Genomic DNA, 12,410 nt, shown 5'->3' with positions numbered 1-12,410 from the left:
TTAATCTGTAAATATAGTAATGAATTAAATCATTTATATGAAAAAATAAATTCCTGAAAAATATTGGTTTAAAAATAATCATAAATTACACAACTGGCACATAGCATTCCTATTTCAGTTGTGCAAAATATCGGTTTTGGCTGTTAACTGTCAACGGTTAACTGTCAACAAACCTCAATGGATTGCTATATTCAATAGTTGATTGTGTTAATTCCCCCTTTTGATAGACAAAAATTCACAAATGTGTATGCTATGCAACCAGAAATAGACGCTGAATAAATGTTGACATTACCCAATTATATACGTTATAATTGTATGCTGTTCAAACTATCTGATAGCTACGCTAGGCTAAATATATATCAATAACAACGGTAGCTGATATTGCCTAGTAGCTTTTTTTGTTGTTTATTTAATGAGGTGAACATGGCTAAGCGCCGTAACCCGAAAAAAGAAAAGGCGCTACGGAACCAGGCATACGCCAGAAAGTTTCGTAAACGAACTACTACAGGAAGAATGCAGAGAAGGTTCCAACAAAGACCTCCTAAGAGTGATGAAGATGAGGGTGTATCAGCAATTGATGCTGAGTAAGCCATCTATTAAAATTCTTACTCTTTAATTGCTCTTTAAATGTTTGATTTTTCAGGGCGTACAGATAATGTACGTCCTGAATTATTTTATGGGCATTGGGTATGGGGCATGGGGCATTGGGCATTGTCAAGAATGCGTGGATTTTAAATTTGAGATGTCAATCTCAAATCCAAAATCTCAAATTTCTGCCCCCTGTCCCCCTAGCCCCTAGTCCCTAGCCCCTAGCCCCTAGCCTCTAGCCCCTAGCCTCTAGCTGAGTACGGGCAGTATTAATTGCGTTGCGAACTTGGGCAAAGCCTGTACCACCATAACTATTACGGGCGGCGACGACTTGACGGGGCGAGATGGCTTCATAAATATCGGCTGCAAATGCTGGATGTATTTCTTGCCACTCTGCCAATGTCAAATCTTTGAGCAATTTACCTGCGGCGATACTGGTTTTAACTACCTTACCTACGAGGTTATAAGCTTCTCGGAAGGGTACGCCTTTTGCTGCTAGATAATCTGCTACATCGGTGGCGTTAGAAAAGTCTTCGGCTACAGCTGCTGCTAGGCGTTGAGGACGAAATTCTAAACCTTCACGCAGCAAAATTGTCATTGCTTCTAAGCAGGCTTTGACTGTGTTAACGCTGTCAAATAAACCTTCTTTGTCTTCTTGCAAATCTTTGTTATATGCCAACGGTAGCCCCTTCATAATTACCAGCATGGCTTGTAAATGCCCAAAGACACGCCCGGTTTTACCTCTGACTAGTTCGGGAACGTCGGGGTTTTTCTTTTGAGGCATGATGCTGGAACCTGTAGCACAGGTATCTTTGAGGATAATAAAGCGAAATTCTTCTGATGCCCAAAGAATCACCTCTTCACTCAGACGGCTGAGGTGAACCATAATCAAACTAGCTGCACAGAGAAATTCGATCGCAAAATCGCGATCGCTCACTCCATCCAGGCTATTAGCATAAATGTTGTCAAAATTCAAGAGTTCGGCTGTATAATGCCGGTCTATAGGGAAAGTCGTTCCCGCTAAAGCACCACAACCCAAAGGCGAGATATTCACTCGGCGATATACATCTGCTAGGCGTTCCCAGTCGCGTTGCGCCATATTAAAGTAAGCCAAGAGATGATGGGCTAAACTGAGTGGTTGGGCGCGTTGTAGGTGAGTATAGCCAGGAATGAGAGTCTCTACATTTTTTTCCGCTATTTCTAGTAAAACAGTTTGAAATTCCCGCAATTGCTGCTGAATTTGCTGGATTTGGTCGCGCAGATAAAGTCTTGTATCAGTGCCAACTTGGTCATTACGCGATCGCGCCGTATGCAGCTTTTTACCCACATCACCCACAAGTTCTGTCAATCGCCGTTCTACAGCAAAGTGAACATCTTCCGCATCAATACCAGGCTGAAATTTTCCTTGGCGATATTCTTGACGAATTTGTTCTAAGCCAGTAACTAATGTTTCTCCTTCTTCTGGGGAAATAATGCCAGTATGAGCCAGCATTTTTGCATGGGCTTGAGAACCAGTTAGGTCATATTCAATGAGTTCAATGTCAAAATTAATACTAGCATTAAAAAGAGCGATCGCTGGATGCAACGCTGATTCAAACCTCTGGCTCCAAGTTTTTTGTTCGGTCATAAACGTTAAAGGTGGGGCAATTAAGTTAAGATTTTGGATTGATTAACAATCCATCCAGAAAAATTCAGATCGCCGACAGTCAGCGATCCGATTTTTTGCAAAATCTTAAATCTTAAATTACTTTAACCGTAGCTAGTTAAATTCCGAATCAGATAGCCAATAACCAAACCAATCAACAGTGCCCAAACTTGCCCTGTTTTGACAAAATGGTTCCAAGCGCTTTGCATTTGCCCCAAAACATTCGGATCGGTAATATTTTGAGCCAGCCATAAAGTTACAGGCGAATGCCAAAATAACTCAGCTAGCACATTACTGAAATAGTTCATACTTAGTACCCTGAAGTATGGTTATGTCATAACCTCTACTTGTAGGTGATGTCCAGCGTTGGGGGAAGGGAAGGGGGACAAATAATTCAAAATTCAAAATTCAAAATTCAAAATTCAAAATTACAGCGAATTGCAAGTTGGTGAGATACAGATAATCGTTAATTGTAGGGGCATTGGCACTGCCATGCCCCAAAGCGCGTACCTCATTTACCTGAAATATGCTGTAAGAATTCTATTTGCCCCATGCCCAATGCCCCATGCCCAATCACAACTGACTATTATTTAATTTCACTGCTGTCCGTAAAATTTGCCCAGCTAAGACGGCTGCGCCAAAGCCGTTATCAATATTGACTACGCCGATTCCTGGCGCGCAAGAGTTAAGCATTGTTAAAAGGGGTGCTAAACCGCCAAAACTCGCACCATAACCAATACTGGTAGGTACTGCAATCACAGGACAATCCGCTAAACCTGCAACTACGCTAGGTAATGCGCCTTCCATCCCCGCTACAACTATCAAAACCGATGCTGACTCAATTAAGTGGCGATTACTTAATAAACGGTGGATACCAGCAACCCCAACATCCCACAGACGTAATACGCGAAAACCAGAAAGTTCGGCTGTCACGGCTGCTTCTTCGGCTACAGGTAAATCGGCTGTTCCTGCTGAAAGAATACCAATTACACCGTCAAACTGCGGTTCAATTTCACTGGGAGTAATAGCACAAATTTTTGCTAACTCATAGTAGCGTAAGCCTCTCACCCTAGATTGTAGAGTGGCGTAGATTGCAGGTTCAATGCGGGTAGCCATAACTACCGGATTGCGCTGACGCATCACTTCCATAATTTGCGCAATCTGATCGGGAGTTTTACCCAAACCCCAAATTACTTCAGGAAAACCAGTCCTCAGCGCCCGATGGTGGTCAATTTTGGCAAAATCCCCCACTTTCTCATAAGCTAGGTCTTTGAGAGAGTCTAAAGCTTGATTTGGCGTCACATTACCATCTGCAACCGCTTTTAAGAGCGATCGCAAAGCATTTTCATTGGTCATGTATTATTTGTCCTTTGTTACTTGTCATTCGTCATTTGTCATTTGTCATTTGTCATTTGTCTAAAACTCATCACCATTGACCATTGACTATTGACTATTGACTATTGACTATTGACTATTGACCCTTGACTAATCAACTATTTTGATTTCATGAATATTCCAAAATGCACCAGCAAGTCCAGAGAATTTAATGCCTTCAAAACGATTGCGCAACGCTGACATTGCATAGGCATTCACCAAGTAAATAAATGGTAAATTCTCTTGAGTAATTTGTTGTGTTTCTGCATAAATTGCTTTGCGCTTGGCTTCGTCTAATTCTCTGGCTGCTTTGATATAAAGTTCACCAATTTTTGCTTCCCAAGGCGCAACTTGCCAACCTTGAATTGGTTTTTGTCCTGTTTGTGGCTTTTGATTAAACATATGTAATCCCCCTTCAGGAGACCAAACATTAGCCCCATCATTAGGTTCTAAACCACCAGTTAAACCTAATAAAGCTGCTTCCCAATCTAGAGAATTAGCAAGTTTGTCTGTATAGGTATTCCAAGCAATAGGATTAAAATCAACTTGAATGCCAATCTTGCTTAAATCCCGTTTAATTTGTGAACCCATTGCTTCACGAATTTTATTACCAGCATTCGTCAGCAAGGTAAAGCGGACATTGTTACCTTCAGCATCAATTAGCTGATTTTTGTCGTTATATTTAAAGCCAGCTTTCAGGAGTAATTGTTTGGCTTTCTCAATATTATAATCATAAACTTTTAGCCCTTCTTTTGGTGAAAGATAATAGGGACTTTGAACAGAAATTGGTGAATCCTGCGGTTGACCTAAGCCACGGAAGGTATTATTAATCATCGTTTGTCTATCTATGGCGTAGGCTACTGCTTGGCGAAATTCCACAGTATTAAACCAGCGAGATTTTTTCGGTTCAATTAGCGGTTTTCCATCTCTGGAACCTTGATTTAAATTAAAAATTAAAAAGGTCGTACCAGAGCCAGGCCCGCCATTATATATTTTAAAATTACCTTGCTTTTCTTGCACTTTCAGCAAAGAAAAGTATTCTGGTGACACGCCTACAGTATCTAAACCACCAGAACGAAATTGCAGTAAAGATGTATCTGTAGATTCAACAATCTGCCAAACTATTCTTTCAATATAAGGCTGGGCTTTTCCTTGCGCATCCTTACGCCAATAATAGGGATTTCGGCGGAAAACTATGCGTTGGCTAGTGTCATATCGCTCTAGTTTAAAAGGGCCATTAACAATTAGTTGATCTGGTGGTGTATCTACGCCCCATTTTGACAGAAATTTTGGTTTACCTTCTTGGTCTTTTGTAGTTACAGATTCGCGTAATGCATGGGCTGGTAAAATTGGGTATCCTGTCGTGCTGCGTAAAAAAGGCGCAAATGGTTCGGGAATAGAAAATTCAACTCTCCGATTATCAATTTTTTTGACAGTTGGTAGTTTGCGACTTTCACCAATTCTCATCCCATCTCTAGCATCTGTAGGGATAGCTTCATTAAGATAAATATCATTGTAGGTAAATACTACATCATCTACTGTCAATGGTTGTCCGTCAGACCATTTAAGATTTTCACGTAGGGTAAAAACAATTTTTAATTTATCTTCAGAAATTTGCCAAGATTCTGCTAAAGCTGGTTCAACTTGGCCATTTTCATAATTTTCAGTAATTAACCCTTCATAAGTCCAACCAAAAATATTTGGTGATTCCGAACTAAGCGCAAAATTAAATGTTTTCGGATCGCTGAGAATACTAGTGACTAACTGGGGAACTTGAGCGGCTGTGGTTTTAAAATTAGATGGGTTACAAGCCGCAACTGTCAGTCCTGTTACTATACAGATAATTATGAGTAACCAAAACCGTTTAACTGTAGCCAAAATAGTAGAAAATTTCATAATTTTAATAATCAAATATCAATTTTTAACTGGACTGAGAGTTTAACCAACCTAGAAAATTATTAGTATTAGTGAAATACTTTTCAATTCCAGCAGTTTCCAAAATTTTGATAACTTCAGGTTTACCAAAATCTTTACTATTACCACTTAAGAATACTTTTTTCTGGGTTGAATAATAACTTTTTGCATGGCTTATAATACAATGTAAAATCAAGTTATCCATGAGGTCGCGTTTAATAATTAGTGTGTCCGGTTGAAGAATAACTGCTTTAGAAATATTCCGAATTATAGTAGTATCTAATTTTATTTCTTCTACTTTAGCTGTTTGAATAAGCAAGTCAATATACTCAAACAGACGAACTTGAATATCATTTAGTAATGCTTGATTCAAAATCAGAGTTTGTTCCAAGGAAGTAAGAAAAGATTTAGCATGAGGAGAAGCTAAATCTCGGCTTGAGTTATTAATCTGCTTATTCAGTTCTTTCTCAAATTCATCGGCGTAATATTTCTCTTTTTTCCATCTGTTAAGAGCTTCAATATAACAAATTTCTGGTATGACTATACGATGTATTGATGGAGGGACAGAACGCAATAATTCTTTAGCTTCTAAATCCTGTCCTTTGGCAATTGCCATCAAAAAGTTAGTTTCAACGTAAAGTATCACCATCAAAATTTACCTGTGAATAAGTGGTTCCCCCTTCCAATTTTTGCAGCAACCCTATTTCTGCCAACTTTTCTGATGCTGGCGGTGTTTCTGATTTCCAGTGATAAGCTAAGTCTCGTAGCCAAGCCTCTACCAGCGTTTTTAAGTAGAATCCCAAGATTGTTTTGCTGCTAAAATCAGGATCGTAATAGCTAAGAGTATTAGCAGTTTCTTGTGAAATCAGAAAATCTGAAAATTTCTTCCCATCCCATTTAAAAATATAAATATTTTCTAGATCTGCGAACATAGCAAATGTCTCATTTGCTAAATCAAACCGAGTATTTTTGGCATTTTGTAAATATGACTTTAATTGTGAAATAGCTTCCTCTTTGGCATCTCTCCCTTCTAATTTTGTTGCTTTAACTTCCACTAATAAAACAATTTTCTCATCCTTATCCAAGGCAACAATATCAGCAACATAATTAGGAATCTGAAATTTTGCAGCTTCCATTGTCCTAGTTCTCCTAAATAATTTAATAATTCTTGAGAAATTTCTTGCTCATGTATACCTATGCTATCCATTAACCAATCTGTTACCGAAATTTGAGTTAATTAGCAGCTACTAGTAAAACCACAGCATAGGCGCATATCCCTTCTTCTCTTCCCACAGGGCCTAATTTTTCGTTAGTAGTAGCTTTGATACCAATTTGATTTGGTTCTAACTGTAAAACAGCCGCTAGCTTATCCCGCATTGTCTCAATATGGGGTTTCAATTTTGGTCGTTCTGCGACTACCACCGAATCAATATTGCCGATTCGCCAACCGCGATCGCAAATTAGCTGGTTTACTTGAGTTAATAGCACCAAACTATCTGCACCCGCCCATTTAGGATCTGTCGGCGGAAAATAATGTCCAATATCCCCTAAAGATAATGCCCCTAGCATGGCATCCATAATCGCATGGGTCAGCACATCAGCATCACTGTGCCCCAGCAAACCTAATTCATGGGGAATGTTCACACCGCCTAAAATTAAAGCGCGATCGCTCACTAGGCGGTGAATATCGTAGCCGTTACCTATACGAATGTTTGTCATTTGTCAATAGTCAATAGTCAATGGGCATTGGGCATTGGGCATTGGGCATTGGGCATTGGGCAAATAGAATTTTGAATTTTGAATTTTGAATTATTTGTCCTCCTTGTCTCCCTTGTCCTCCTTTTCCCTTTGCCATTTTTCCAGTAAATCGGGACGGCGATCGCTGGTTCTTTGGATTTGTTGTTCGTAACGCCACTGGGCAATGGCGGCGTGATTTCCAGAGAGTAAGACATCCGGTACTTTCCAGCCACGAAAATTGGCAGGACGGGTGTATTGGGGATAATCTAACAAACCTTCTTCAAAACTCTCGGCTGTCAATGATTCCACCTTCGCTACAGTGCCCGGTAATAGTCTTACCACACCATTAAGCAAAGCCATTGCGGGGATTTCGCCACCGGTGAGAATAAAGTCGCCTAGAGAGACTTCACGGGTAACTAAATGCAGTACTCGCTCATCTACTCCTTCATAATGGCCACAAATGACAACTAATTGGTTATAATTTGTTGCCAGCTCGCGCAAAAGTGGTTGATTGATAGTTTGTCCTTGAGGACTCATCAAAATCACCTCTCTTTGCGGTAGAATCGGCAACGACTCTACAGCAGCGAAAATGGGTTCCGGCTTCATCAGCATCCCCACACCGCCGCCATAGGGTTCATCATCTACTTTCCGGTGCTTGTCATTGGTAAAGTCTCTAGGATTAACAAGATTGACTTGCGCAATCTGTTTGGCTAAGGCTTTAGCCAGCAATCCAGAACTCAAAACTGAGGTAAAACAGTCAGGAAAAAGCGTAACTATATCAAAGCGCACAGTTATTCGTATTCAAGAACACTAATCTTAAATTTGAATGTCTAGGAAACACAAGAAGCTAATGAGTGGTAGGGCTAGAGATAAAGTTTGTCAATAGTAACTAAAAGTACCAGAAAACTTAGATCTTGCGGGAGACGAAAAGTTTTTCTATTTACTTACTTTATGTTTAAATATTGTCAAAACTACATTTAAATTAATATTCTGAACTCAGTTAACAACTTTCAGGATGCATCCAGCCAGCCTCAGAACACAGCTTGTCAAAACCTACTCGCCCCCATCGCGGGCGTAGCCTAGCCCCCACTTAGCCCTACTCGCACTATTTTGCCAAACTGGCAAAAGTGGACAGGTGAACAAACAAGGCGCTGGCTTTGAGGAAAATGGACATATCAAGACTGAGGCGTCTTGTGGATCGAGCAAACACTCGCAACTGCAAAAAAGTGTCCTCTCATACAAGCAAAGCGCAAAAATCGCCAGGCTACTGAACTTTGTTATATTCACACGCCATTCGCCACAAGCCGGGAAACCCGTCCCAGGCGATGGCTCCTGAAGTTGTTGACAGGAGAAACACAATGCCGCAATTAAAAGCTAAATCGCTGGAAATGAGGACACCCCAAGCAACTAAAACCGCCGTTCTGGTTATCGGAGGCGCAGAAGACAAAGTTCACGGACGCGATATCCTAAGAACTTTTTTTGGCCGTGCTGGTGCTAGCAAGGCTTATATTACAATTATTCCATCTGCCTCTCGCGAGCCAGCCATTATTGGCGGTAGGTATATTCGGATTTTTGAAGAAATGGGTGCGGAGAAGGTTGAGATTTTAGATATTCGCGAACGGGAACAGTGCGAAGCTTCTCAAATTAAAGCATCTCTAGAAGCCTGTAGCGGAGTCTTTTTAACAGGAGGGGATCAATTACGTCTGTGTGGCGTGTTGGCAGATACGCCAGTGATGGACATTGTCCGACAGCGAGTTAGGGCAGGGGAACTTACCTTAGCTGGCACTAGTGCCGGAGCGGCGGTAATGGGGCATCATATGATTGCTGGCGGTGGTAGTGGGGAAACGCCCAACCGCTCTCTGGTAGATATGGCAACAGGCTTAGGTTTTATTCCCGAAGTGATTGTAGACCAACACTTTCACAACCGTAATCGCATGGGGCGATTAATTAGCGCGATCGCAGCTCACCCCGATCGCTTAGGTATCGGTATTGACGAAGATACCTGTGCTGTATTCGAGCGCGATGGCTGGCTACAGGTTATGGGTAAAGGTAGCGTCACGATTGTCGATCCCACGGAGTTAACCCACACAAATGAACCCCATGTAGGAGCAAATGAACCCTTAACTGTGCATAATTTACGCCTCCATATCCTCAGCTATGGCGATCGCTTCCACCTGTACCAACGCACTGTATTGCCTGCGGTACACCGGATCTCCAGCTGACGGAATAGAGTATCTGAGGTTACACTGAGTTGATCGTGGATTTATTTCTAACCGTAGAAAAATCAGATATACAGTATTTAAAAAGAAAAACTGTTCGTGATAAACAGTTTACGATCAATCCCAGTAAGAAACTAGAATATTGGTTCCGAATCTCCATCTACCTATTCCCATGAGAATCCTCAAGATCCAGACCTTACGCGGCCCAAACTACTGGAGCATTCGACGCCACAAGCTGATCGTCATGCGCCTCGATTTAGAAAACCTTGCCGATAAGCCCTCAAATGAAATCCCTGGTTTTTACGAAGGATTAGTAGAGGCCTTGCCAAGTCTGGAGGGCCACTATTGCTCACCGGGCTGTCGGGGTGGTTTTTTAATGCGCGTGCGCGAAGGCACAATGATGGGCCATATCGTTGAGCATGTAGCCCTCGAACTGCAAGAACTAGCCGGAATGCATGTCGGCTTTGGTCGCACCCGCGAAACAGCTACACCTGGAATTTACCAGGTAGTGCTTGAGTACCTGAATGAAGAGGCGGGACGCTACGCCGGACGAGCCGCCGTGCGGTTGTGCCAAAGTATAGTCGATCGCGGTCGTTATCCCAAAGCCGAGCTAGAGCAAGACATTCAAGACTTAAAAGACTTCTGGCGCGATGCATCTTTGGGGCCGTCTACAGAAGCGATCGTCAAAGAAGCAGAAAAACGCGGTATACCCTGGATGGCTTTGGGGGCACGCTTTTTGATTCAGCTAGGCTATGGCGTGAACCAAAAGCGGATGCAAGCAACCATGACCGATAACACCGGTATTTTGGGAGTAGAACTAGCTTGCGACAAAGAAGCCACCAAACGTATCTTGGCATCTGCTGGCGTACCAGTGCCTAAAGGTACAGTTATTAGTTTCTTGGATGATTTGGAAGAAGCAATTGAATATGTTGGTGGTTATCCCATAGTCATCAAGCCATTAGATGGCAATCACGGACGGGGAATTACCATTGATATTAGAACCTGGGAAGAAGCCGAAGCCGCTTATGAAGCAGCTAGACAGGTATCTCGGTCAGTGATTGTGGAACGGTATTATGTAGGGCGAGATCATCGGGTATTGGTGGTAGATGGTAAAGTCGTAGCAGTAGCTGAACGAGTCCCAGCCCATGTGGTAGGTAATGGCAGATCTACGGTTGCGGAACTAATTGAGGAAACAAACCAAGACCCAAATCGCGGTGAAGGACATGATAATGTACTCACCAAAATTGAACTCGACCGGACTAGTTACCAGTTGCTAGAAAGGCAAGGCTACACCCTAAATAGCGTTCTTCCCAAAGGTACAGTTTGTTATTTACGCGCTACAGCTAACTTAAGTACAGGTGGTTGCGCTTTAGACCGTACCGATGAAATTCACCCAGAAAATATTTGGCTAGCACAACGGGTAGTCAAAATTATTGGCTTGGATATCGCCGGTTTGGATATCGTCACCACAGATATTAGCCGCCCCTTAAGGGAAGTAGATGGCGTAATTGTTGAAGTTAACGCCGCTCCTGGCTTTAGAATGCATGTTGCGCCCAGTCAAGGCATTCCCCGCAACGTTGCCGGCGCAGTTATGGATATGCTCTTTCCTAACGAGCAATCTAGCCGCATTCCCATTCTGAGCGTCACCGGTACTAATGGTAAAACCACTACTACCAGATTACTAGCACATATTTATAAACAGACAGGTAAAGTAGTAGGTTATACAACTACAGATGGAACTTATATCGGTGATTATTTAGTAGAAGCTGGAGATAATACGGGGCCGCAAAGTGCCCATTTAATCTTGCAAGACCCGACTGTAGAGGTCGCAGTTTTAGAAAGCGCTCGTGGTGGCATTCTCCGCTCCGGGCTAGGTTTTGAAGCTGCTAATGTAGGTGTAGTATTAAATGTTGCCGCCGACCATTTAGGTATAGGCGATATCGATACCATTGACCAATTGGCTAACCTCAAAAGTGTAGTAGCCGAAGCTGTATTCCCAGATGGCTATGCTGTACTCAACGCCGACGATCATCGAGTTGCGGCAATGGCGGAGAAGACAAAAGCGAATATTGCTTACTTCACCATGAACCCCGACTCAGAACTGGTGCGCAAGCACATTCAAAAGGGCGGAGTCGCAGCAGTTTATGAAAATGGCTATCTGTCAATTGTCAAAGGCGATTGGACGCACCGCATCGAAAGGGCAGAAGCGATTCCCTTAACAATGGGAGGACGCGCACCATTTATGATTGCTAACGCCTTAGCCGCAAGTTTGGCAGCTTTTGTGCAAAACGTCACCATTGAGCAGATTCGCGCCGGCTTAAAGACCTTCCGCGCTTCTGTAAGTCAAACTCCAGGACGGATGAATTTGTTTAATTTAGGCAACTACCATGCCTTAGTAGACTATGCTCATAACCCAGCTAGTTACGAAGCTGTAGGTGCTTTCGTCCGCAACTGGACTACAGGACAGCGAATTGGCGTAGTTGGCGGCCCTGGCGATCGCCGTGACGAAGATTTTGTTACATTGGGCAAATTAGCCGCCGATATTTTTGATTACATCATAGTTAAAGAAGATGATGACACGAGAGGTCGTCCCAGAGGTTCAGCCGCAGCGTTGATTACTCAAGGCATTACCCAAGTTAAACCCAATGCTCGGTTTGAGGCAATTTTGGACGAAACCCAAGCGATTAACAAAGGCTTGGATATGGCTCCGGAAAACAGCTTGGTCGTGATTTTACCAGAAAGTGTCAGCCGTGCCATTCGCCTAATTAGAACACGCGGCGTAGTTAAAGAAGAAACACATCAACAAAATTCAACTACGGCCATCGTAGATTCCCAAAATGGCGTGGTATCTCCGATCATCAATACGCTGCTTTAGTCAATAGTAGAGATGCGATCGCGCGTATCTCTACTATTAACCTTTGCTTTGCTGCCAA

11 protein-coding genes are annotated in these 12,410 nt (G+C 42.5%); 3 read left to right on the top strand and 8 right to left on the bottom strand.

All coding sequences use genetic code 11. The features are described from left to right. Positions 1-423 precede the first annotated feature (423 nt). The gene (locus H6G08_RS15580) at positions 424-588 is read left to right on the top strand and encodes an Asl3888 family RNA-binding protein (RefSeq protein WP_190544201.1); all 165 of its coding nucleotides are present in this window, start codon (positions 424-426) and stop codon (positions 586-588) included. A gap of 235 nt (positions 589-823) precedes the next feature. On the opposite strand, the gene argH is transcribed toward H6G08_RS15580, so the two are convergent. The 8 genes from argH to trmD form a co-directional block, all read right to left on the bottom strand. Continuing rightward, positions 824-2,215, bottom strand: a complete 1,392-nt coding sequence (gene argH / locus H6G08_RS15575; protein ID WP_190544196.1) for an argininosuccinate lyase — start codon at positions 2,213-2,215, stop codon at positions 824-826. Positions 2,216-2,337: 122 nt separating this feature from the next. Continuing rightward, complete coding sequence (locus H6G08_RS15570) at positions 2,338-2,541, bottom strand: hypothetical protein (protein ID WP_190544193.1); 204 nt, start codon at positions 2,539-2,541, stop codon at positions 2,338-2,340. A gap of 265 nt (positions 2,542-2,806) precedes the next feature. Beyond that, entirely contained in the window at positions 2,807-3,589 is a 783-nt protein-coding gene (larB, locus tag H6G08_RS15565) for a nickel pincer cofactor biosynthesis protein LarB (protein WP_190544191.1), read from the bottom strand. Positions 3,590-3,718: 129 nt separating this feature from the next. Next, positions 3,719-5,503 carry an ABC transporter substrate-binding protein gene (locus H6G08_RS15560; RefSeq protein ID WP_190544188.1) on the bottom strand — a complete coding sequence of 595 codons (1,785 nt, stop codon included), beginning with the start codon at positions 5,501-5,503 and terminating at the stop codon, positions 3,719-3,721. Positions 5,504-5,528: 25 nt separating this feature from the next. Further along, complete coding sequence (locus tag H6G08_RS15555) at positions 5,529-6,170, bottom strand: PIN domain-containing protein (protein ID WP_190544185.1); 642 nt, start codon at positions 6,168-6,170, stop codon at positions 5,529-5,531. Then, positions 6,151-6,657 carry a type I restriction enzyme HsdR N-terminal domain-containing protein gene (locus H6G08_RS15550; RefSeq protein WP_190544182.1) on the bottom strand — a complete coding sequence of 169 codons (507 nt, stop codon included), beginning with the start codon at positions 6,655-6,657 and terminating at the stop codon, positions 6,151-6,153. The genes H6G08_RS15555 and H6G08_RS15550 overlap by 20 nt, the downstream gene beginning before the upstream one ends. Positions 6,658-6,754: 97 nt before the next feature. Beyond that, positions 6,755-7,240: a 2-C-methyl-D-erythritol 2,4-cyclodiphosphate synthase gene (gene ispF / locus H6G08_RS15545; RefSeq protein ID WP_190544179.1), complete on the bottom strand. Its 486-nt coding sequence runs from the start codon at positions 7,238-7,240 to the stop codon at positions 6,755-6,757. Positions 7,241-7,330: 90 nt separating this feature from the next. Continuing rightward, positions 7,331-8,047 carry a tRNA (guanosine(37)-N1)-methyltransferase TrmD gene (trmD, locus tag H6G08_RS15540; protein ID WP_190544176.1) on the bottom strand — a complete coding sequence of 239 codons (717 nt, stop codon included), beginning with the start codon at positions 8,045-8,047 and terminating at the stop codon, positions 7,331-7,333. A 569-nt stretch (positions 8,048-8,616) separates the two neighbouring features. Here trmD and H6G08_RS15535 point away from each other — a divergent pair. Together H6G08_RS15535 and cphA are read left to right on the top strand one after the other, a co-directional pair. Next, positions 8,617-9,480, top strand: coding sequence for a cyanophycinase (locus tag H6G08_RS15535; protein WP_096646243.1), 864 nt, complete (start codon positions 8,617-8,619; stop codon positions 9,478-9,480). Positions 9,481-9,649: 169 nt separating this feature from the next. After that, positions 9,650-12,352 (top strand): cyanophycin synthetase, encoded by a 2,703-nt coding sequence (gene cphA / locus H6G08_RS15530; protein ID WP_190544173.1) that lies wholly within the window; start codon positions 9,650-9,652, stop codon positions 12,350-12,352. Positions 12,353-12,410 lie beyond the last annotated feature (58 nt).

The sequence above is a fragment of the Calothrix anomala FACHB-343 genome (genome assembly GCF_014696435.1).
Lineage (GTDB): Bacteria > Cyanobacteriota > Cyanobacteriia > Cyanobacteriales > Nostocaceae > Aulosira > Aulosira anomala_A.
The sequence above is the reverse complement of the archived record's forward strand: the minus strand, read 5'-3'. Positions and strand labels throughout refer to the sequence as shown.

Coding starts and splice junctions, on each gene's coding strand:
- cphA (WP_190544173.1), top strand. CDS start 9,650: ATGAGAATCCTCAAGATCCAGACCTTACGCGGCCCAAACTACTGGAGC.
- H6G08_RS15535 (WP_096646243.1), top strand. CDS start 8,617: ATGCCGCAATTAAAAGCTAAATCGCTGGAAATGAGGACACCCCAAGCA.
- argH (WP_190544196.1), bottom strand. CDS start 2,215: ATGACCGAACAAAAAACTTGGAGCCAGAGGTTTGAATCAGCGTTGCAT.
- H6G08_RS15570 (WP_190544193.1), bottom strand. CDS start 2,541: ATGAACTATTTCAGTAATGTGCTAGCTGAGTTATTTTGGCATTCGCCT.
- H6G08_RS15550 (WP_190544182.1), bottom strand. CDS start 6,657: ATGGAAGCTGCAAAATTTCAGATTCCTAATTATGTTGCTGATATTGTT.
- H6G08_RS15580 (WP_190544201.1), top strand. CDS start 424: ATGGCTAAGCGCCGTAACCCGAAAAAAGAAAAGGCGCTACGGAACCAG.
- H6G08_RS15555 (WP_190544185.1), bottom strand. CDS start 6,170: ATGGTGATACTTTACGTTGAAACTAACTTTTTGATGGCAATTGCCAAA.
- ispF (WP_190544179.1), bottom strand. CDS start 7,240: ATGACAAACATTCGTATAGGTAACGGCTACGATATTCACCGCCTAGTG.
- larB (WP_190544191.1), bottom strand. CDS start 3,589: ATGACCAATGAAAATGCTTTGCGATCGCTCTTAAAAGCGGTTGCAGAT.
- H6G08_RS15560 (WP_190544188.1), bottom strand. CDS start 5,503: ATGAAATTTTCTACTATTTTGGCTACAGTTAAACGGTTTTGGTTACTC.